The 21,512-nt window shown below is 60.2% G+C and carries 14 protein-coding genes; 2 read left to right on the forward strand and 12 right to left on the reverse strand.

Going from position 1 to position 21,512, the window contains the following annotated elements; genetic code table 11:
• Window positions 1-4 precede the first annotated feature (4 nt).
• The 9 genes from yccS to betI all read right to left on the reverse strand — a co-directional run bounded on the left by yccS (window position 5) and on the right by betI (window position 13,897).
• Window positions 5-2,197, reverse strand: coding sequence for a YccS family putative transporter (gene yccS, locus ACOYXJ_RS11730; RefSeq protein ID WP_460369567.1), 2,193 nt, complete (start codon window positions 2,195-2,197; stop codon window positions 5-7).
• A gap of 230 nt (window positions 2,198-2,427) precedes the next feature.
• A complete protein-coding gene (locus ACOYXJ_RS11735) occupies window positions 2,428-3,606 on the reverse strand; it encodes a BaiN/RdsA family NAD(P)/FAD-dependent oxidoreductase (RefSeq protein WP_460369569.1) in 1,179 nt (392 codons plus the stop codon).
• 148 nt (window positions 3,607-3,754) lie between these two features.
• Complete coding sequence (gene dbpA / locus ACOYXJ_RS11740) at window positions 3,755-5,092, reverse strand: ATP-dependent RNA helicase DbpA (protein ID WP_238704423.1); 1,338 nt, start codon at window positions 5,090-5,092, stop codon at window positions 3,755-3,757.
• 128 nt (window positions 5,093-5,220) lie between these two features.
• Window positions 5,221-6,648, reverse strand: a complete 1,428-nt coding sequence (gene mdtD / locus ACOYXJ_RS11745) for a multidrug transporter subunit MdtD (protein ID WP_460369571.1) — start codon at window positions 6,646-6,648, stop codon at window positions 5,221-5,223.
• 151 nt (window positions 6,649-6,799) lie between these two features.
• On the reverse strand, window positions 6,800-8,137 hold the full coding sequence (locus tag ACOYXJ_RS11750; RefSeq protein ID WP_150793259.1) for a TldD/PmbA family protein: 1,338 nt from the start codon (window positions 8,135-8,137) through the stop codon (window positions 6,800-6,802).
• Window positions 8,137-9,579 carry a TldD/PmbA family protein gene (locus tag ACOYXJ_RS11755; RefSeq protein ID WP_150693771.1) on the reverse strand — a complete coding sequence of 481 codons (1,443 nt, stop codon included), beginning with the start codon at window positions 9,577-9,579 and terminating at the stop codon, window positions 8,137-8,139. The genes ACOYXJ_RS11750 and ACOYXJ_RS11755 overlap by 1 nt, the downstream gene beginning before the upstream one ends.
• 281 nt (window positions 9,580-9,860) lie before the next feature.
• Window positions 9,861-11,564: a choline dehydrogenase gene (gene betA, locus ACOYXJ_RS11760; protein WP_460369575.1), complete on the reverse strand. Its 1,704-nt coding sequence runs from the start codon at window positions 11,562-11,564 to the stop codon at window positions 9,861-9,863.
• A 178-nt stretch (window positions 11,565-11,742) separates the two neighbouring features.
• A complete protein-coding gene (gene betB / locus ACOYXJ_RS11765) occupies window positions 11,743-13,215 on the reverse strand; it encodes a betaine-aldehyde dehydrogenase (protein WP_460369577.1) in 1,473 nt (490 codons plus the stop codon).
• An 88-nt stretch (window positions 13,216-13,303) separates the two neighbouring features.
• Entirely contained in the window at window positions 13,304-13,897 is a 594-nt protein-coding gene (betI, locus tag ACOYXJ_RS11770) for a transcriptional regulator BetI (RefSeq protein ID WP_007918292.1), read from the reverse strand.
• A 486-nt stretch (window positions 13,898-14,383) separates the two neighbouring features.
• Here betI and ACOYXJ_RS11775 point away from each other — a divergent pair, with 486 nt between their 5' ends.
• The gene (locus tag ACOYXJ_RS11775; protein ID WP_460380910.1) at window positions 14,384-16,324 is read left to right on the forward strand and encodes a BCCT family transporter; all 1,941 of its coding nucleotides are present in this window, start codon (window positions 14,384-14,386) and stop codon (window positions 16,322-16,324) included.
• A gap of 187 nt (window positions 16,325-16,511) precedes the next feature.
• On the opposite strand, the gene choV is transcribed toward ACOYXJ_RS11775, so the two are convergent.
• From choV to ACOYXJ_RS11790, 3 genes are all read right to left on the reverse strand, one after another.
• Window positions 16,512-17,690, reverse strand: coding sequence for a choline ABC transporter ATP-binding protein (choV, locus tag ACOYXJ_RS11780; protein WP_034153601.1), 1,179 nt, complete (start codon window positions 17,688-17,690; stop codon window positions 16,512-16,514).
• Window positions 17,687-18,532, reverse strand: coding sequence for a choline ABC transporter permease subunit (gene choW / locus ACOYXJ_RS11785; protein WP_095121426.1), 846 nt, complete (start codon window positions 18,530-18,532; stop codon window positions 17,687-17,689). The genes choV and choW overlap by 4 nt, the downstream gene beginning before the upstream one ends.
• A gap of 66 nt (window positions 18,533-18,598) precedes the next feature.
• Complete coding sequence (locus tag ACOYXJ_RS11790) at window positions 18,599-19,543, reverse strand: choline ABC transporter substrate-binding protein (RefSeq protein WP_102900069.1); 945 nt, start codon at window positions 19,541-19,543, stop codon at window positions 18,599-18,601.
• Between the two features lie 436 nt (window positions 19,544-19,979).
• Here ACOYXJ_RS11790 and ACOYXJ_RS11795 point away from each other — a divergent pair, with 436 nt between their 5' ends.
• A complete protein-coding gene (locus ACOYXJ_RS11795; RefSeq protein WP_038363128.1) occupies window positions 19,980-21,356 on the forward strand; it encodes an L-serine ammonia-lyase in 1,377 nt (458 codons plus the stop codon).
• The last annotated feature ends 156 nt before the right edge of the window (window positions 21,357-21,512 follow it).

A 21,512-nucleotide genomic window follows, 5' to 3' on the forward strand; every position in this document is an offset into this window, starting at 1 on the left:
CCTGTCAGCCGCCGCTGATTTCTGAGCTGTCCTTGATCAGGTGTGCCGCCAACGTCCGCAACGGCCCCAACTGCCGGCAAATCAACGCCAATTGCGTTTGCACCAACCGCTGCCCCTCATCAATCTCATCAGGCATCTGCTCCAGCTCATTGGCCAGCGCTTCTTCTTCGTCACTCTGAATCGCCACCGGCTGCTTGTTCGCCAGCCCTTGGGCGATTTCATCAATGCTCGTCGCCAGTTTCACCCCGGCGCCATCAATCAAATGCTCGCGCACGTCCGCCGGCAACTGCGTCTCGCGATGCGCGCCCAGCCCTGACAGATAACTCAACAACGTGTGTGACAGCACCAGAAAGCGGAAGCCGACATCCGCTTCCTTGCGGAAATGCCCCGGCTCCATAAGCATGTTTGCCAGTGTCGTCGACAGCGCGGCATCGGCGTTGTGCGCATTGCGTCGGGCCAGCCGATAAGCGAGGTCGTCACTCTTGCCGGCGGCGTATTGCTGCATGATCTGGCGCAGGTAGATGCTGTTGCAGGTCAGGGTGTTGGCCAGCACTTTGTTGAGGCGTCGGCCCTGCCAGTCCGGCAGGAACAGGAACACCGTCAGGCCGGCAATCAGGCTGCCGAGCAAGGTATCGAACAACCGTGGCAGGAACAGCCCGTAACCGTCGCCGACCTGGTTGAAGCAGAACAGCACCATGATGGTGATCGCCGCCGTCGCCAGGGTGTAGCGGGTGGTGCGGTTGGTAAAGAACACCACGCCGGCAGCGATGGCGAAACAGGACTGCACCAACGGACTCGGGAACAGATCGAACAGCGCCCACGCCACGGTCAGGCCGATGGCGGTGCCGAAGATCCGCTGCCCGAGTTTGCGCCGCGTCGCGCCATAGTTCGGCTGGCAGACGAACAGCGTGGTGAGGATGATCCAGTAACCCTGCGACGGGTGAATCAAATGCACCATGCCGTAGCCGATACTCAGCGCCAAGGGCAGGCGCAGGGCATGACGGAACAGCAACGACGTTGGCGTCAGTTGCGTGCGCAGGCGAATCCAGACGTCCTTGAGGTTGCGTGGCGAGCGGTCGAGCAGGCTGCTGTCGGTCGCATCGGCCAAGGCGTCGGGGTTGCTGGCGTCGCTGAGCAAGCGGTCGAGGGTGCCAAGGTTCGCTGCCAGGGCACGCAGCGAACGCAGCAGCCCGCGCCAGGCCGGGTTGCTCTGGATGCGCAGATGTTCGAGGGAGGCGTCGAGGTCGCTCAGGGCTTCGGCGAAACTGGCGTCGTAGATGAACGGCTGGCGCATCTGAATCGATTCGGCTAGCGCGCGGCAAGCCTTGCCCTGCTGGCGCAACAGGCGTTGGCAGCGGAACAGCACGTCGCTGTGGAAGAATGCTTCGGCCAGCGCGTTGTACGGATAGTGCGAAGAACTGGCGCGTTCGTGGATGTCTTGCGCGAGGAAATACAGCTTCAGGTAGCGGCTGACTTTCGAGCCGGGGCGGCCGTTGCCGACGCGGTGCAGGATGATTTCCTTGGCACTGTTCAGCGCCGCCACCACGCGGCCGTTTTGCTGGGCCAGTTCCAGCCGCCGGGCTTCGACGTCCATTTGCCGGATCGGCTCGAACAGCGCCGATTTCAACTTCAGGTAAAAACCCAGTTCGCGGAACAACCGCGCCAGACTCTGCTGCACCGGCTGGTTGGAAAACAGCGCCTGCCACACCACCGAGAGCAAGCCGTACCAAGCGGCGCCGGCCACCAGTAGCATCGGCTCGTGCCAGAAGTCGGTGACCGCGCCGCCGCGCTGATCAACGCCGATCATCGTGTACACCGACAGAATCAACGTCGCCGAAGCAATCGCGCCATAACGCTCGCCGAGCGCCCCGAGCATGGTCAGACCGAAACTGGCCAGCGCCAAGGCAATGGCAAACACGATCGGGTAGGGGAAGAGCAATTCCACCGAGAGCGCGGCGATGCTGAAACACACCAGCGTCACGGCGAGGGCGTTGAGGCGGCCCTGCCAACTGTCGTCGGTCTCGGCCAGGGCGCTGGCGATGATGCCGAGGAACAACGGGATCAGCAGGCCCATTTCATCCTGATACCAACACAGCGCCATGCTGCCGGTCAGGGCGATGAACACCCGCACGCTGTAGCTGAATTTATCCAGCGCCCACAGGCGCCGCAAAGACTGACGAAACGAGGTCGAGGACATGAAGTGCGAAGGCCTTCCGAGGCGATGCCGCTAAATTGAGCCAGTAATGACGCCGACGCAATGGCGCCGATCACATCTGACAGCAAAAAGTGTTCCTTACTGCATCACACATAACAACTGTAGGAGTGAGCCTGCTCGCGATAGCGGTGTGTCTGTCACCGAATTTATTGGCTGACAGGCCGCTATCGCGAGCAGGCTCACTCCTACAGGGTTTTGTATTTGGCTCTGAGTCAGACGTACTGCGCGGCAGCGTAGCCGGAGGCCCAGGCCCACTGGAAGTTGAAGCCGCCCAGGTGGCCGGTGACGTCGAGCACTTCACCGATGAAATACAGACCCGGGCTTTTCAGCGATTCCATGGTCTTGGACGACACTTCGCGGGTATCAACGCCACCGAGCGTTACCTCGGCCGTGCGATAACCCTCAGTCCCCGCCGGTACGACTTTCCAGCTGCCGAGCTTGTCGGCGATTTCCGCCAGTTCAGCATGGGTGTACTGCTTCATCGGCTTGGACACGAACCAGTTGTCCGCCAGCAGATTGGCCATCTTCTTGGTGAAGATCTCACCGAGCAGAGTTTTCAATTCACTGTTCGGACGCTCGGCCACTTGCTGTTGCAGCCAGCTCGCCGCGTCGTGATCCGGCAGCAGATTGATTTCCACCGTGTCGCCGGATTCCCAGAACGAAGAAATCTGCAAAATCGCCGGGCCGCTGAGGCCACGGTGAGTGAAGAGGATGTTCTCGCGAAATCTCTGATCGTTGCAGTTGACCAGACAATCTACTGACGTCCCGGACAACTCGGTGCAGAGCTCCTTGAGCTGATCGGTGATGGTGAACGGCACCAGCCCGGCGCGGGTCGGCAGCAGCTCATGGCCGAACTGTTTGGCGACCTGATAACCGAACCCGGTGGCGCCCAGCGTCGGGATCGACAAGCCGCCCGTGGCGATCACCAGCGACTGGCACTGAACTTGGCCGAGGGTGGTGTCGAGCAGGTAACCGCTCTCGACTTTCTCAATCGTTTGAATCGACGTGTCGAGGTGCAGTTCGACGCCGACCTGATCGCACTCGGTCAGGAGCATTTCAAGAATGTCGCTGGATTTGTTATCGCAAAACAACTGGCCGAGTTTCTTCTCGTGATACGGCACGGCGTGCTTGCTGACCATGCCGATGAAATCCCACTGGGTGTAACGCGCCAGCGCGGATTTGCAGAAGTGCGAGTTCTGCGAAAGGAAATTGCTCGGCTCGGTGTACATGTTGGTGAAATTGCAGCGGCCACCGCCCGACATCAGGATTTTCTTGCCGGCCTTGTTCGCATGGTCGAGCAGCAACACCTGACGCCCACGCCCGGCGGCGGTCAGTGCACACATCAACCCAGCGGCGCCAGCGCCAATGATCACGACTTCGGTAGAGCGCAAAACGGTGTCCTCACACAAATTTCAAAATCACCGGAACCTAATGTGGGAGCGAGCCTGCTCGCGAAAGCGGTATGCCATTCAACATTGATGTTGGCTGACAGATTGCCTTCGCGAGCAGGCTCGCTCCCACAGGGGATGTACGCAGTCCTTAGAGGATGCGGACGCGCAGCGAACGGCCCTTGATCTTGCCGTCGTTCAAACGCTGCAAGGCCTGCATGGCCACGGTGCGGTCAACGGCTACATAAGCCTGGAAATCGAAGATGGCGATCTTGCCAACCTGTGCACCGGGAATGCCGGCATCGCCAGTCAATGCACCCAGGATGTCGCCCGGGCGAACCTTGTCTTTACGGCCCGCACCGATGCACAGCGTGGTCATCGGCGGCTGCAGCGGGGCGAGGCCTTGGGACTTGAGGTTATCGACCTGATCCCAGTTCAACGGCGACTTCTGCAGCTGCTCGATGGCTTGCGCGCGGTGCGCTTCGCCCGGAGCAACCAGGCTGATCGCGATGCCTTTCTCGCCAGCACGACCGGTACGGCCAACGCGGTGAATGTGGATTTCCGAATCGCGGGCCAGTTCGACGTTGATCACCATGTCCAGCGCATCGATGTCCAGACCGCGGGCGGCAACGTCGGTGGCGACCAGTACCGAGGTACTGCGGTTGGCGAACATCGCCAGTACCTGATCGCGGTCACGCTGTTCCAGATCGCCGTGCAGGCCGACGGCGGAAATGCCTTTGGCGGTCAGGTGATCGACGGTTTCCTGCACCTGCTGCTTGGTGAAGCAGAACGCCACGCAGGAAGCCGGGCGGAAGTGGTGCAGGACTTTGGTCACTGCGCTCATGCGGTCTTCCGGGGAAATCTCGTAGAAACGCTGCTCGATCTGCGTGTCATCGTGGAAGGCTTCGGCTTTCACCGTTTGCGGATCACGCATGAATTTCGACGCCAGTTGCTTGATGCCCACCGGGTACGTCGCGGAGAACAGCAGGGTCTGACGGCGCTCCGGGGTTTTGATGATGATGTCTTCGATGGCGTCGTAGAAACCCATGTCGAGCATGCGGTCGGCTTCGTCGAGGATCAGCGTGTTCAGGCCATCGAGGACCAGCGAACCCTTGCGCAGGTGCTGCTGGATGCGGCCCGGGGTGCCGACGATGATGTGCGCGCCGTGCTCCAGCGAAGCGATCTGCGGGCCAAACGACACGCCGCCGCACAGGGTCAGGACCTTGATGTTGTCTTCGGCACGGGCCAGACGACGGATTTCCTTGGCGACCTGGTCGGCCAGCTCACGCGTCGGGCAGATCACCAGTGCCTGGCAACCGAAATAGCGCGGGTTGATCGGGTTGAGCAGGCCGATGCCGAACGCGGCGGTTTTGCCGCTGCCAGTCTTGGCCTGGGCGATCAGGTCCATCCCCTTGAGGATCACCGGCAAGCTCTGCGCCTGGATCGGCGTCATCTGGGCATAACCGAGGGATTCGAGGTTAGCCAGCATGGCGGCGGACAGCGGCAGAGTATTAAAAGCGGTGGCGATGGTGGTCACGGGACTGGCCTGCAAAACAAAATGTCGCGCAGTGTAGCAGCCCCGTGCCACTTTCTTCGAAAGTTCTGGACGAACAGTGGTTAATGTTCGATGTGTTCTTCCGGACGCTTGGCGCGGCGGCCGTCTTGTTTCGACAGTTGCGAGAAGATCGTCGCGGCGAGCATCGCCATGATGCCGACGGTGACGAAGGTCAGCTGGAAGGCACCGAGTACGGTTTCCACGCCATCGTTACCGATCTCTGCGGTAAACCCGCCGAGCAATGCACCAGCGCAGGCAACGCCAAGACTCAACGACAACTGCGCCACCACCGAGAGCAAACTGTTGCCACTGCTGGCGCTGGCATCGTCGAGATCAATCAGGGTCACGGTGTTCATCGCGGTGAATTGCAGCGAGTTGATCGCGCCCAGCACTGCCAGCAGGCATAGCAGCAGCCAGTACGGCGTCTGCTCGCTGACCAGGCCCATGCTCGCCAGCATGATTCCCAGTGCCAATGTGTTGCCGGTCAACACGATTCGATAGCCGAAGCGTTCGATCAGCGGCCGCGCGACCCACTTGGCGATCATCGCCGCCGCGGCCAGCGGCAGCATGCTCATCCCCGCTTGCGACGGCGAATAACCCAGCGCCACTTGCAGCAGCAGCGGCACCAGAAACGGCAGGGCACCACTGCCCAAACGCGCGAAGAGGTTGCCGAGAATACCGACGGCAAAGGTACGGGTTTTGAACAGCGAAGGCGCGAACAGTGGGTTTTCGATGTGCCCGGCGCGCAACCAGTACGCCGCCAGACAAGCCATGCCGCCGAACAGCAGCAACATCACCCGCAGGTGCGGCAGGTGCAGTTCGCCGAGGCCTTCCATGGCGATGGTGATCAGGATCATCGCCGCGCCGAACAGCAGAAAACCGAGGCTATCGAAACGCGTACGCTCGGTGCCGCGCAGGTCGGGAATGAATTTCCACACCGCGTAGCAGCCGATCACGCCGACCGGCAGGTTGATCAGGAAGATCCAGTGCCACGTCAGGTATTCGACCATCCAGCCGCCCATGGTCGGGCCGATCAACGGGCCGAGCAGGCCGGGAATGGTGATGAAACCCATGATCCGCACCAGCTCGGATCGTGGGTAAGCGCGCAGCACCACTAGTCGTCCGACCGGCAGCATCAGCGCACCGCCCAGGCCTTGAATCACCCGTGCGCCAATCAGCATGCTCAGGCTGCTCGACAGCGCGCAGAGCAGTGAACCGAAACTGAACAGCAGAATCGCGCCGAAGAAGATTTTCTTGGTGCCGAAACGGTCGGCGATCCAGCCCGAAGCCGGAATCAACAAGGCCACGGTGAGCATGTAGGCGATGATCACGCCTTGCATGCGCAACGGGTCTTCGGCCAGATCGCGAGCCATGGCCGGCAGGGCGGTGTTGAGGATGGTCCCGTCGAGGGACTGCATGAAGAAAGCGATGGCGACGACCCACGGCAACCAGCGGGCGGTGATGGCGTCGAGAGGCGGGCGGTTGGGCATGGAACCTCTTGTCGTTGGGGTTAATGCATATCCATTGTCGAGCGCGGTCAGTGTGGGAGCGAGCCTGCTCGCGAAGAGGCCATTTCATTCAACATTGATGTCGATTGATCTACCGCTTTCGCGAGCAGGCTCGCTCCCACAGGTTTTGCGTTTACAGAGTCAGCGTGAGTCGGCTGACCAACGCCCCCGGCAGCAATGCCGACGAGGTATTGCGCTGGCTGTACGTACTCGCCGACAGCAGCAACTCACGCTCGACGGTCAACGCTTCCAACTGCGAACCGAGCAGACTGTAAGCGCTGTCGTCAAAGCGCATGGTGCTGACCGGCGCCTGAATCTCGCCGTTCTCGACCCAGAAGGTCGCGAAACGGGTCATGCCGGTCATGCGTGCGGCCGGTTGATCCGAGTAGTTCAGGTACCACAGGTTGCTGATGTACAGCCCGGTGCCCAACTGCTTGAGGATCTCTGCTTGCGACAGATCACCTGCCGCCATGTTCAAAGCACTTGGCATTTCACCGCCACCGGCGCCGTTGGCGGCCAGACCGTATTCAGCGGCACTGCGTGAGCCGACCAGTTGATCGCCCGCTTTGCCTTCGACGATCAAACGCAAATCACTGCGCGGATAACCTTCGCCGGAAAACGCCGGGCTCAACGATTCACTGACTTTCTCATCCAGCGATACCAGCGGACTGAACGCCTGATCGCCTACATACAGCTTCTGTAACGGGCTGCTTTTGCTGGCAATTGACTGCGCCGAGAAACCGCCCCAGCTCAGCATGCCCATGATTTCTTCCAGCGCCGCCGGTGCCAGATAGGCGCGGTACTGCCCCGGCGCCAAAGTGCGCAGCGGTCGGCCGAGAAACTCCAGTTGCTCGCGTGCCTGGCCGAAGCGCTTGGCGAAGCCTTCGCTGCTCCAGTCATGCCCGGCGTAGCTGGCTTTCACCGCTTCACCGTTGTCGTGGAACAGGCTGAAATCGAAGTTGAAGCTGTTGGCCTGATGCCAGCCAAACGCCCCCGCTGAACTGGCGAAACCCCGGCTGATCGGGCCGGCGGCATAGAAGCCAACCAAGTCCAGACCTTCAGCGGCAGCACAGATTTCATCGACCACCTGTTCCGTGTCCGGCAGCGGATGTTCCTGCACGTTCTGGCTCTGCCAGCCGTTGTGGTTGAGCAACAGGTACGGATCCTGCGGCAGCAACGGCAGGGTTTCGCGCAGTTGTTGCAGACCTTCGGCGAGGCGTCGCAGATCGCCTTCCTGATCACCGGACAAAGTGACCTGCAGATCGGCGTGGCGACCATCGTTGATCAGCTTCAGGACGATATTGGCCTGCTGCACTTGCCCGGCCTGCCGCACCTTGGCGTGATTGAAACGCACGAACGCCGACGATTCGGCGGCAAAGCTGAGGGTGAACTGTTCCGGCTCGCGCACGCTGTCGCGCAGCCACTCGACCATGACCTTGAAGGCGTCGGACTGACTCTTCGAAATGCTCATCAGGCGTCTCCCCCAAACACATCAACGTTGCTGAATACGCAGGCCGGCGAAGCGTGGCCGACGCGGATCACCTGGTTCGGCTCGCCCTTGCCGCAGTTCGGCGTGCCCAGCACCTTGACGGTGTTGGCGTCGCCGACGGCGCGCAGGCTTTTCCAGAAGTGCGCGGAAATTGCCCGATAGTTCGGGTTTTTCACTACGCCTTTGAGTTCACCGTTTTCGATCAACTGGCCCCATTCACAGCCGAACTGGAATTTGTTGCGCGCATCGTCGATCGACCAAGAACGGTTGGTGCTCATCAGAATGCCGTGCTCGATGCCTTCGATCAGCTTGTTCAGCGGCTGATCGCCCGGTTCGATATTGAGGTTGGCCATGCGATCGATCGGCGGCCGGTTCCAGCCGCAAGCGCGGCTGTTGGCAACGCCATCGAGACCGGCGCGGAACTGCGACAGCGCCCCGCCCAGCGGACGCAGCAATAAACCATCGCGGATCAGAAATTGTTTGCTGGCCTTGCTGCCGTCGTCGTCATGACCGTAGCTGGCCAGTTCTTCGGGAATGCCCGGATCGAACGTCACGTTGAGCAGTTTCGAGCCGTATTGCAGGCTGCCGAAGTCGCTGGCCTTGACGAAACTGGTGCCGGCGTAATTGCGCTCGTCGCCGAGGATGCGGTCGAGTTCCAACGGGTGGCCGATGGATTCGTGGATCTGCAGCATCATTTGATCGGGCATCAACAGCAGGTCGCGCGGGCCTTGCGGGGTGTTCGGCGCGAGTAGCAGTTGCAGGGCCTGATCGGCAACCTGCGGACCGGCGCCGATCAAGCCGCAACGACTGATCACGTCCGCGCCGCCCTGTTGGCCGAAGTTCTCGCGGCCGAGGCTGCGGGTCTGGCTGTCGTTACCGTCGTAAGCGGTGACGTCGAGGCCCGGGTAGACGAAGCGCTGGGCCTGGCGCAATTCAGCCCCGGCGCTGCTCAGGTAGATCTGCTCGACGTGGGTAATGCCAATGCTCACCTGCCAGTTCACCAGGCGCTCATCCTTTGGCACCGAGGCGGATTCCGCGCCGAGCAGCTCAAAGCATTCGCTCAGGGACGGGAAGGGTTGTTCGAGATTGGGCGAAAAATAATCAGCGCGATCGCTGGAAACTGGCTGATCGCGCAGGTCGAGCAAGGCGTGCGGCTTGAGCCGACGGGCTTGCTGCTCGGCGCGTTCGAGGGCGGCTTGCAGACCTTGTTGCGAGAGGTCGTTGGTTGCCGCGTAGGCCTCAACGCCATTGACGCGCACGGTAAGCATCGCCCCTTCGTCACGGCTCAGGCTCGGCGGTTCGGCGACGTTTTTACGCACCGACAGGTACTGACCGGATTCGCGTACGTATCGCAGGGAAAAAAACTCAGCGCCCGTGCGCAAGGCAGCGAAGCGCTGCTTGAGCTGGGGGTGGAAATCGAACATTCGGGAACCTCCTTGTCAGGGGGAAGCGGTAGAGCAGCGGCGGGGAGGGGGTGAAACGGTTGCGCGAGGTCTAGAGTAGGCCTGCGTGGGGGTAGGATCAAGTGAAGAGGGGGTGTAGGGGGATTTACTGTGTAGCAGGGGAATTTGTGCTGAATGTGAGGGCCCCTTCGCGAGCAGGCTCGCTCCCACAGTAGATTTTCAGTGGACACAAAGTTTGTGAGCTACCAAAAACCAATGTGGGAGCGAGCCTGCTCGCGAAGGCCGCGCCTCGGTATTACGTCTTACTGAGCAGCCGGGGTGATATCACGCATCGGCTTGCCCTTCACCGGCGCATCGCCCGCCACGTAGTAAGCAGCATTGCTGCGCGGCAGTGGTTTGCGACCACGGATCTTGTCGGCGATTTTCTCGGCGATCATGATCGTTGGCGCGTTGAGGTTGCCGGTGGTGATGATCGGCATGATCGAGGCATCGACCACACGCAGGCTTTGCATGCCGTGCACGCGACCTTCGCCATCCACTACGGCCATCTCGTCGGTGCCCATCTTGCACGAGCAGGACGGGTGGAACGCGGTTTCGGCGTGCTCGCGGATGAACTTGTCCAGCTGCTCATCGGTTTGCACTTCAATGCCCGGGCTGATTTCACGGCCACGGAAGGCGTCGAGTGCCGGCTGCTGCATGATTTCGCGGGTCAGGCGGATGCCGTCACGGAATTCCTGCCAGTCCTGCTCGGTAGCCATGTAGTTGAACAGGATGCTCGGGTGCTGGCGCGGGTCTTTCGACTTGGCCTGGATGCGACCACGGCTTGGCGAGCGCATGGAACCCATGTGCGCCTGGAAACCGTGCTCTTTCACACCGTTGCTGCCGTTGTAGTTAATCGCTACCGGCAGGAAGTGGTACTGAATGTTCGGCCATTCGAATTCCGGACGCGAACGGATGAAACCGCCGGCTTCGAACTGGTTGCTGGCGCCGATGCCGGTGCCGTTGAACAGCCACTCGGCACCGATGGCTGGCTGGTTGTACCAGAGCAGCGACGGGTACAGCGAAACTGGCTGAGTGCACGCGTATTGCAGGTACAGCTCAAGGTGATCCTGCAGGTTTTCACCGACGCCCGGCAGGTCGTGAACCACCGGAATGTCGAGCGACTTCAGCAGTTCGGCAGGGCCGACACCGGAGCGCTGCAGAATCTGCGGCGAAGCGATGGCGCCGGAGCACAGCAGGACTTCTTTGCGGGCTTTGGCTTCAACGCGCTCTTCGGCGTCGCCGACCAGATAACGCACGCCAACCGCACGCTTGCCTTCGAACAGAATCTTGTCGGTCAGGGCGTGGGTGACGATGGTCAGGGTCGAACGCTTTTTAGCGGTGTCGAGGTAGCCACGGGCGGTGGAAGCACGACGGCCGTTCGGCGTCACGGTGCGGTCCATCGGGCCGAAGCCTTCCTGTTGATAACCGTTCAAGTCTTCGGTGCGCGGGTAACCGGCTTGTACGCCAGCTTCAACCATGGCGTGGAACAGCGGGTTGTTGCCAGCCTTCGGCGTGGTCACGCTGACCGGGCCTTCGCCACCGTGGTAATCGTTCGGGCCGATGTCGCGGGTTTCCGCTTTGCGGAAGTACGGCAGGCAGTCGAGGTACGACCAGTTTTCCAGACCAGGCAATTTTGCCCAGCCGTCGTAGTCCATCGCGTTGCCGCGGATGTAGCACATGCCGTTGATCAGCGAAGAACCGCCAAGGCCTTTGCCGCGACCGCATTCCATCCGACGACCGTCCATGTGTGGCTCTGGATCGGTTTCGTACGCCCAGTTGTAGCGACGACCTTGCAGCGGGAATGCCAGTGCAGCCGGCATTTGCGTGCGGAAGTCGAAACGGTAGTCCGGGCCGCCTGCTTCGAGCAGCAGAACGGTGACGCCTTCGTCTTCAGTCAGACGGGTCGCCAGGGTGTTACCGGCCGAGCCGGCACCGATGATGATGTAATCGAATTCTTGGGACATTGAATGCACCCTCTTTGATAGTGGTCAGGTCAGGCCGGGTGAGTGCTTTGCACTCAATCGCCAGCAGGCTGGCTCCCACAGGGGATTGGGGATGCCACAGATTTGGTGCACGACACCAAACCTGTGGGAGCGAGCCTGCTCGCGAAGACGGCCTCGCGAGCAATACAAGACTCGGGTCTTAGAACACCGAGACGTAATCGCCCAGCTCGACCTGTACCGATTTGATGCGGGTGAAGTTGTTCAGCGAGCTGATGCCGTTTTCACGGCCAACACCCGACTGCTTGTAACCGCCAACCGGCATTTTCGCGTCGGACTCGCCCCAGGCGTTGATCCAGCAGATACCGGCTTCCAGTTGATGAATCACGCGGTGTGCGCGGTTCAGGTCTTTGGTGACGATACCGGCGGCCAGGCCGAAGTCGGTGTCGTTGGCGCGGCGGATCACTTCTTCTTCGGTTTCGTAAGAGAGGATCGCCATCACCGGGCCAAAGATTTCTTCACGAACGATGGTCATGTCGTCGGTGCAGTCGGTGAACACGGTCGGCGCCACGAACGCGCCTTTGGCGAATTCGCCATCGGTCAGACGGTCGCCGCCGCACAGTACGCGGGCGCCTTGTTCTTTACCTTTGGCGATGTAGCCCAGCACGCTTTCCATGTGCGCGAAGCTGACCAGTGGGCCGAAGTTAGTGTTTTCGTCTTCCGGGTTGCCAACGCGGATGCGTGCAACGCGCTCAACGATCTTGGCTTCGAAAGCGGCTTTCAGGTGCGCCGGAACGAACACGCGAGTGCCGTTGGTGCAGACCTGACCGGAGCTGTAGAAGTTGGCCATCATCGCGGTATCGGCAGCGCGATCGAGGTCGGCGTCGTCGCAGATGATCAGCGGGGATTTGCCGCCCAGTTCCATGGTCACGTCTTTCAGCGACGAAGCCGAAGCGCTGGCCATCACCTTCTTGCCAGTGTCGGTGCCGCCGGTGAAGGAGATTTTTTCGATGCGCGGGTGCTCGGTCAGCCAGGTGCCGACTTCACGGCCGCTGCCGGTCAGGACGTTGAACACACCGTTTGGAACGCCGGCTTCGGTGTAGATCTCGGCCAGTTTCAGGGTGGTCAGCGAGGTCACTTCGCTTGGCTTGAAGATCATTGCGTTACCGGCCGCCAGGGCTGGTGCGGATTTCCACAGCGCGATCTGGATCGGGTAGTTCCACGCGCCGATACCGGCGACCACGCCCAGTGGCTCGCGACGGGTGTAGACGAAAGAAGTGTCACGCAGCGGGATCTGCTCGCCTTCGATGGCTGGCACCAGGCCTGCGTAGTATTCCAGCACGTCGGCGCCGGTAATGATGTCGACGTACTTGGTTTCGGAGAAGGATTTGCCGGTGTCCAGGGTTTCCAGAGCAGCCAGTTCATCGTTGCGCTCGCGCAGGATGTCGACGGCGCGACGCAGGATGCGCGAACGCTCCATGGCGGTCATCGCGGCCCAGATTTTCTGGCCCTTTTCAGCGCTGACCACGGCGCGCTCGACGTCTTCCTTGGTCGCACGTTGCACCAGTGCGAGGACTTCACCGTTAGCCGGGTTGATGGCTTCGAAGGTGGCATCGCTGCCGGCGTCGGAGTACGCGCCATCGATGTAAAGTTTTTGCAGTTCGAAACGGGCCATAGTGTCCTCGCAAGTGCATTGGTGGTTGGCGTTGACCACCGCGGTGAGGCTGCGGTGGCGTTCAGGGGCCGAGCGTTTTCTGTGTGCTCTAGCTCACCTTCTTGGCCAATTGGAAATCCATGTATTCGTAAGCGATCTGTTGCGCCTGCGCCGTGTCGAAAGCGTCTCCCGACAAAGCGCCGCGCAACCACAAGCCGTCAATCAACGCTGCCAGGCCACGTGCTGCGCTGCGCGCATCTTCGAGCGACAGCACACGGCGGAACTGGCAGCACAGGTTGGAATACAGACGGTGATCGTTGATCCGCTGCAACCTGTGCAAAGACGGCTGGTGCATGCTGGTGGCCCAGAAGGCCAGCCAGGTTTTCATTGCCGGGCCATTGACCTGGCTGGCGTCGAAGTTGCCTTCGATGATCACCTGCAGATGCGCCCGTGGGCTGTCATCTGCCAGCGCCTGACGGCGCGCGGTGACGCTCTCGCTGAGGGCTGTCATCAGATACCGCATCGTGGCGGCAATCAGGCCGTTCTTGTCCTGAAAGTAATGACTGATGATGCCATTCGAGACACCGGCCAAACGGGCGATCAGCGCAATGCTGGCGTCCCCCATTCCGACCTGATCGACCGCCTGCAAAGTGGCTTCGATCAGTTGTTGGCGGCGGATGGGTTGCATACCGACCTTGGGCATCTTGCACATCTCCTTAGGCCTTCCGAGCGGCGAATCACGCCTATCGGATTGACGGCCAGTCTATTTTGTTTTGATTGAACGTTCAATCAACAAAGAATAAGATCTGCGACAAATCGTCGCTGCCTACAGATTTTTCCTACGTGTAAGTGGCGATAAAACCGACATCCGAAAAAGCTCGAAACCTGCGTGGGGCATGGCGCGGTTCGCGATTCGATGGACGTGTTGAAAGGGCAAGACGCTCAGGGCCAGGTTTCGGATGAACGTCCGTCCACCTTCGGCCACGAAAGCGATTCGCAGCGCCATTTCGGCAGGTTCGGGCATTTTTCGGGGTGTCTTTATATCACCCGCCGGTCGGCTGCCAACTAACCGATTGGTCGGGTTCCGTGTTGCCTTGTGTTCTTCTCTCGCACTGCCTGGAGCATTTGTGCCATGAGTTCTGCCTCGCTTATAAAGACCCCGCCCGAGAAGGTGACGGTCAACGGTTGGGTGTTTTACACCTCTACCGCGCTGATTCTGTTGTTGACCGCCATTCTGATTATCGCCCCGCAAGAGGCCGGCAGACTGTTGGGTATCGCTCAGGCCTGGTTGTCGCGCAGCTTCGGCTGGTACTACATGGTGGTGATCGCCGCCTACCTGGTATTTGTCGTGGGCCTGGCGTTTTCCTCGTACGGCAAACTCAAACTGGGCAGCAAGGACGACACCCCGGATTTCAGTTACGGCGCCTGGGCGGGGATGCTGTTCTCGTCGGGTATCGGTATTTCGCTGCTGTACTTCGGCGCGTCCGAGCCGCTGGATCACTACTTCAATCCGCCGGAAGGCACCTCGGCCAGCAACCTGGCCGCGCGTCAGGCTGTACAGCTGACTTTCTTGCATTGGGGCCTGCACGGCTGGGCGATCTACGCACTGGTCGGTCTGGCCGTGGCGTACTTTGCTTACCGTCATAACCAGCCGCTGGCCCTGCGTTCGGCGCTGTATCCGCTGGTCGGCGAGCGTTGGGTCAAAGGCGCTGCCGGTCACGCGGTGGACGGCTTCGGCATGTTCGTGACCCTGCTGGGTCTGGTGACCAACCTGGGGATTGGTTCGCTGCAAGTGTCGTCGGGGCTGGAAAACCTGTTCGGCATGGAACACAGCAACACTAACCTGTTGATCGTGATCATCGTGATGAGCACCGTGGCGACCATCGCTGCCGTGTCCGGCGTGGAAAACGGCATCCGTCGTCTGTCCAACCTGAACATCGTGCTGTTCAGCGGTCTGCTGATTTTCGTATTGCTGTTCGGTCCGACTTTGCACCTGCTCAACGGCTTCGTGCAGAACATCGGTGACTACCTCAATGGCATCGTGCTTAAAACCTTCGACCTTTATGTGTACGAAGGCGACAACGCCAAGTCCGAGCGCTGGATGGGCCTGTGGACCCTGTTCTACTGGGCGTGGTGGATTTCCTGGGCGCCATTCGTAGGCATGTTCATCGCGCGTATTTCCCGTGGTCGTACCGTGCGTGAACTGGTCGCCGGCGTGCTGCTGATTCCGCTGGGCTTCACCTTGGCCTGGCTGTCGATCTTCGGTAACTCGGCACTGGACCTGGTGATGAACCATGGCGCGGTGGAACTCGGCAAGACGGCACTGGAACAGCCGTCGATGGCGATCTATCAATTGCTTGAGCACTACCCGGCGTCGAAAGTCGTCATCGGGGTGTCGATCTTTGTCGGTTTCGTACTGTTCCTGACCCCGGCCGACTCCGGCGCGGTGATGATGGCGAATCTGTCCTGCAAGGGCGGCAACGTCGATGAAGATGCGCCGCACTGGCTGCGGATCTTCTGGTCGGTGGTGATCACCCTGGTGACCATCGGTCTGCTGTTTGCCGGTAACTTCGAAGCCATGCAAACCATGGTCGTGTTGGCCGGTCTGCCGTTCTCGGTGGTGCTGGTGTTCTTCATGTTCGGCCTGCACAAGGCCATGCGTCAGGACGTGCAGATCGAACAGGAGCAGGCGCAACTGGCGGAGCGCGGTCGTCGTGGTTTCAGCGAGCGTCTGACGCAACTGGATCTGCAACCGAGCCAATCGGTGGTGCAGCGCTTTATGGACAAGCAGGTCAGCCCGGCGCTGGAAGATGCCACCGCGCAGATGCGTGCGCAGGGTCTGGAAGTGCAGACGCTGTTGGGTAAATCCAAACGTTGCATGGGTGTGCGCGTCGAGATGGAAGAGGGCAACCCTTTTGTCTACGAAGTCAGCCTGGATGGCTATCTGGCGACTCCGACTGAATCGGCGCAGTCCGATGAAGCGCGTCAGCGTTACTACCGCGCTGAAGTGTATCTGCACAACGGCAGCCAGGATTACGATCTGATGGGCTTCACGCAGGATCAGATCACGCGCGATGTGCTCGATCAGTTTGAAAGCCATCGGCAGCTCCTTGGCCGGGTGTACAGCTAAACCGCTAAAACAAAAGGGGCTCGATTGAGCCCCTTTTGCATGATCGTTCCCATGCTCCGCGTGGGAATGTCTCAATGGACGCTCTGCGTCCGCTGTTGTGGGACGCGGAGCGTCCCGGGCTGCATTCCCACGCAGAGCGTGGGAACGATCAGGGATCGCTCACCGCGATCCCTTTTTTTATCCCTCCTTAACCGAGGTTCTTGCCTAGCAGCGCGTGATACAACTCGCTGTCGCCCAAGATCCCCACCACATGATTGTCATCGTGCAGCACCAGCTTGTTGCCGGTCTGATAACGAATCTGCAGCGCATCGCGCATACCGATGTTCGAATCCACCAACGTCGGCTTGCGCTCCAGTCCCTCAACCGCTTGCCCCGGCGCCCAGTTCTGCAGGTTCAGCACCGAACCATTCTGCCGCGCGCCTTTGATGGTGTTGCCTTCCGCGAGGTCCAGCCACGAATCGCCGCCCGGATCGAGGCACACCGAACCGTTGATGCGTTTGCACTTGTCCAGTGTGCGCATCAGGCTGCGACCGCAAAGCACGTTGAGCGGATTGGTGTGCGCGACGAAGGTGCGCACATAGTCGTCCGCAGGGTTCAGCACGATCTCTTCCGGCACGCTGTACTGGATGATCCGGCCGTCCTTCATGATCGCGATGCGGCTACCCAATTTGAGCGCCTCGTCGAGGTCGTGACTCACGAACACGATGGTCTTGCTCAGCTTGCGTTGCAGTTCCAGCAGTTCATCCTGCAGACCCTGACGGATCAGCGGGTCGAGCGCCGAGAACGGTTCGTCCATCAGCAGAATATCGGCGTCCATCGCCAGTGCCCGCGCCAGACCGACACGCTGCTGCATGCCGCCGGAGAGTTCGTCAGGCTTCTTGTTGCGCCATTGGGTCAGGCCAACCAGTTCGAGTTTTTCATCGACGAGTTTCTTGCGTTCTTTCTCCGGACGGCCCTGCATTTCCAGACCGAAACTGATGTTCTCGCGCACCGTCAGCCAAGGCATCAGGGCGAACTTCTGGAACACCATGGCGATGCGTTTGGTGCGCATCATTTTCAGCTCGGCCGGGGTGCAGGAGGCGATGTCGATCTGGCGGTTTTCATGCTCGACGAATAGTTTGCCGCGGCTCACGGTATTGAGGCCGTTGATGCAGCGCAGCAGGCTCGACTTGCCGGAACCGGACAAGCCCATCAGCACGCAGATTTCACCTTTGTTGATGTCCAGCGTGGCTTTTTCCACGCCGACAATCTGTCCGGTCTTTTTCAGGATCTCGTTGCGGGTCATGCCCTGATCCAGCAGCTTGAGTGCCTCGCGCGGATCTTTGGAGAAGATTACGTCAACGTCTTCGAAGCGAATTATGCTCATGCGTCACCCCCTACTTTGGCGTCGGGTTGTTTGCAGATACGGTCGAGCATGATCGCCAGCAGTACGATCGCCAGGCCCGCTTCGAAGCCCAGGGCGATATCAGCAGTGTTCAGTGCGTTGACCACCGGTTTGCCGAGTCCGTCGGCGCCTACCAATGCGGCGATCACCACCATCGACAACGACAGCATGATGCACTGGGTGATGCCGGCCGCGATGCTCGGCATGGCGTGAGGCAGTTCAATCCGTGAGAGCAGTTGGCGACGCGAGCAGCCGAAGGCTTTGCCGGCGTCCATCAGTTCTTGCGGGACATCGCGGATGCCCAGGTAGGTCAGGCGGATCGGCGCAGCGATGGCGAACACCACCGTGGAGATCAGGCCCGGGACCACACCCAGCCCGAAGAGGGTCAGGGTAGGAATGAGGTAAACGAAGGTCGGTACGGTCTGCATCAGATCGAGTACCGGACGCATGACAGTGTAGAACATCGGTTTGTGCGCGGCGACGATGCCCAACGGTACGCCGATGACCACGCAGACCAGGGTCGCGAACATGACCTGGGCGAGGGTTTCCATGGTTTCCTGCCAGTACCCCAGATTGAGGATCAGCAGGAAGGAGGCGACCACGAATGCGGTCAGGCCCCACTTGCGTTGAATCAGATGGGCGATGATTGCAATCAGGCCAATCAAGACCAGTGGGTTGAACCAGGTCAGCGCAAACGTCACGCCGTGGATCATCGTTTCCAGGGTCACGGCGATTGCGTCGAAGGTGTTGGCGCCGTGTTGCGTCAACCATTCAACGAAGCCCGCGATGTACTGGCCTAAAGGTATTTTCTGATCAATCAGCATGGTAGTGAACGTCCGCATGCAAGGAAATAAACAGCCCGGACGGCCGCAGCCGTCCGGCATAAGCGATTACTGAAGCTTGGCTTTCACGGCCTCCAGGCCAGGTTTACCGTCAATGGTGGTCACGCCAGTGAGCCAGGTATCGAGCACTTGTGGATTCTTTTTCAGCCAGGCCTTGGCGGCCGCGTCAGGCTTCATCTTGTCGTCGAGGATGTTGCCCATCAGTTCGCTTTCCATGTCGACGGTGAACTCCAGGTTCTTCAGCAACTGACCGACGTTGCTGCATTCCGTGGCGTAACCCTTGCGGGTGTTGGTCGCCACGGTCGCCGCACCGAAATCGGGGCCGAAGAAATCATCGCCACCGGTCAGGTATTGAATCTTGAAGCGCTTGTTCATCGGGTGCGGCGCCCAGCCGAGGAAGACCACGGCGGTGTCGCGTTTCTGCGCGCGATCAACCTGCGAGAGCATGCCCGCTTCTGACGATTCGACGACTTTGAAACCGGCGGTCTTCAGGCCGAAGGCGTCCTTGTCGATCATGCTCTGGATCAGACGGTTACCGTCGTTGCCAGGCTCGATGCCGTAGATCTTGCCGTCGAGCTCTTTCTTGAATTTGGCGATGTCGGCGAAGTCATGCAGACCTTTGTCATACAGGGCTTGCGGCACGGCGAGGGTGTACTTGGCGCCCTTGAGGTTGGTGCGCACGGTTTCCACGGTGCCGGCGTCGCGGTAGGCCTTGATGTCGTTTTCCATGGTCGGCATCCAGTTGCCGAGGAACACGTCCATGTTCTTGCCGTCGGCCAGCGACTTGTAGGTCACGGGCACGGAGATCATGGTGGTCTTGGTCTTGTAGCCGAGGGCGTTGAGGACAACGGAGGTGGTGGCGGTGGTGGCGGTGATGTCGGTCCAGCCGACATCCGAGAAGTTAACGGTACTGCATTGCGCCGGTTCTGCAGCTTGCGCCAGTAACGGCAGACTCAGCATGGCGGCCAACAACAACGACGGGGAACCTTTCATGGATGGACTCCTTGGTGTTTTTTTTGGCAGTGTTCCGACTGTGGACCACCGCACTTATAGGTTGCGGTTGGATGGCGTTCTGGAGACAGCTCTGTCACGGCGCCTTGCAATCGAGTCATAACGATCATGTACCAGTGAAAATCTGACGCCTACAGGGGGGGTCGTATCCAGTACAGGGATGGTCGCATCCAGTGTCAGTGACGTCGTTTACAGCTTTTTTCAGCCCCGAATGGCCATCTGAACCGCACAAAAACGGCGAAAAACCGGGACGAAAACGGCGCGGCGCTGGTGGACATGAGTGCGTCGGTGTCAGACGCCGTGCGCTCCGACAAAAGCCTGATGATGCGGGCATTCCGGCGGATCGCAGCTTGAGCGTAGCAGCTCCGCCAGCGGGCGCTTCACGCCCCGGACCGGCATCCTCAGGAGCTCTGCAGCAATGGCTATCAGCGTTTTCGACCTGTTCAAAATCGGCATCGGCCCTTCCAGTTCCCACACCGTCGGACCCATGCGCGCCGCGGCGTTGTTCGTCGAGTCGCTACGGGACAAGCATCAGTTGGAGCAGGTGCGTCGTATAGAGGTGCAATTGTTCGGATCGCTGTCCGCCACGGGCATTGGTCACGGCAGCGACAACGCGGTGATCATGGGTTTGATGGGGGAATGGCCGGACGCAATCGACCCGTCGCAAATCGGTCCGCGTATCCAGGCGCTACGCGAAACCCACACTCTTTTACTGGATGGTCGCCTGGCGGTGCCGTTTGTCTGGGCGCGGGACATGCGCCTGATCGACGAGAACCTGCCGTTCCATCCCAATGCCATGACGATTGTTGCCGAGGGCGATCACGGCGAGTTGCATCGCGACACCTACTATTCGGTGGGTGGTGGCTTTGTCGTGGATCAAGCGCAGGCGTCCAGCGGCGTGGTCGATCTGGATCGCACTGAATTGCCTTACGACTTTTCCAGCGCGGTCGAACTGTTGGAGTTGTGCAAGAACAACAACCTGCGCGTCGCTGAATTGATGATGGCCAACGAAAAGGTCTGGCGCAGTGAAGAAGAAATTCGCGCCGGGCTGATGAAGCTGTGGCGAGCGATGCAGGATTGCGTCGAGCAGGGTTTGAAGCACGAAGGCATCCTGCCGGGCGGATTGAATGTGCGGCGGCGCGCGGCGAAGTTGCATCGCAGTCTTCAGGAATTGGGCAAGCCCAATGTCATCGGCTCGACGCTGAGCGCCATGGAGTGGGTCAACCTGTTCGCCCTGGCGGTTAATGAAGAAAACGCGGCGGGCGGGCGCATGGTCACGGCGCCGACCAATGGCGCAGCGGGGATCATTCCGGCGGTGTTGCACTACTTTATGAAGTTCAGCGAAGCAGTGACTGACGCCAACGTAGTCGATTACTTCCTCGGTGCAGCGGCGGTAGGGATTCTGTGCAAAAAGAATGCTTCGATCTCGGGCGCTGAGGTTGGCTGTCAGGGTGAAGTCGGCTCGGCGTGCGCAATGGCGGCGGCGGGGCTGGCGGAGATTCTTGGCGCTACGCCGGAGCAGTTGTGCAACGCGGCCGAAATTGGCCTGGAACATAACCTCGGCCTCACCTGCGATCCGGTTGGCGGTCTGGTGCAAGTGCCGTGCATCGAGCGCAATGCGATTGCCGCGGTGAAGGCGATCAATGCGGCGCAGATGGCATTGCGTGGTGATGGTCAGCACTTTATCTCGCTGGACCGGGTGATCCGCACCATGCGTGATACCGGCGCTGACATGCATGACAAATATAAGGAGACATCGCGGGGTGGATTGGCGGTCAGTGCGGTTGAGTGCTGAGTCAGTGACACCGAGGTGAATTCTTCGCGAGCAGGCTCGCTCCCACAGTAGATCTCCAGTGAACACAAAATGTGTGAACGCCAGGGTCCAATGTGGGAGCGAGCCTGCTCGCGAAGGGGGCAGACCAGTCAAAACTGCTCACCAAGTGAACACAGA

Source organism: Pseudomonas sp. Tul2A7 (assembly GCF_054790505.1).

What these genes read in the sequence shown, in the direction of transcription:
- yccS (WP_460369567.1), bottom strand. Translation starts at nt 2,197, where the DNA reads ATGTCCTCGACCTCGTTTCGTCAGTCTTTGCGGCGCCTGTGGGCGCTG.
- dbpA (WP_238704423.1), bottom strand. Translation starts at nt 5,092, where the DNA reads ATGCTGGCTAACCTCGAATCCCTCGGTTATGCCCAGATGACGCCGATC.
- mdtD (WP_460369571.1), bottom strand. Translation starts at nt 6,648, where the DNA reads ATGCCCAACCGCCCGCCTCTCGACGCCATCACCGCCCGCTGGTTGCCG.
- ACOYXJ_RS11750 (WP_150793259.1), bottom strand. Translation starts at nt 8,137, where the DNA reads ATGAGCATTTCGAAGAGTCAGTCCGACGCCTTCAAGGTCATGGTCGAG.
- ACOYXJ_RS11755 (WP_150693771.1), bottom strand. Translation starts at nt 9,579, where the DNA reads ATGTTCGATTTCCACCCCCAGCTCAAGCAGCGCTTCGCTGCCTTGCGC.
- betA (WP_460369575.1), bottom strand. Translation starts at nt 11,564, where the DNA reads ATGTCCCAAGAATTCGATTACATCATCATCGGTGCCGGCTCGGCCGGT.
- betB (WP_460369577.1), bottom strand. Translation starts at nt 13,215, where the DNA reads ATGGCCCGTTTCGAACTGCAAAAACTTTACATCGATGGCGCGTACTCC.
- betI (WP_007918292.1), bottom strand. Translation starts at nt 13,897, where the DNA reads ATGCCCAAGGTCGGTATGCAACCCATCCGCCGCCAACAACTGATCGAA.
- choV (WP_034153601.1), bottom strand. Translation starts at nt 17,690, where the DNA reads ATGAGCATAATTCGCTTCGAAGACGTTGACGTAATCTTCTCCAAAGAT.
- choW (WP_095121426.1), bottom strand. Translation starts at nt 18,532, where the DNA reads ATGCTGATTGATCAGAAAATACCTTTAGGCCAGTACATCGCGGGCTTC.
- ACOYXJ_RS11790 (WP_102900069.1), bottom strand. Translation starts at nt 19,543, where the DNA reads ATGAAAGGTTCCCCGTCGTTGTTGTTGGCCGCCATGCTGAGTCTGCCG.
- ACOYXJ_RS11795 (WP_038363128.1), top strand. Translation starts at nt 19,980, where the DNA reads ATGGCTATCAGCGTTTTCGACCTGTTCAAAATCGGCATCGGCCCTTCC.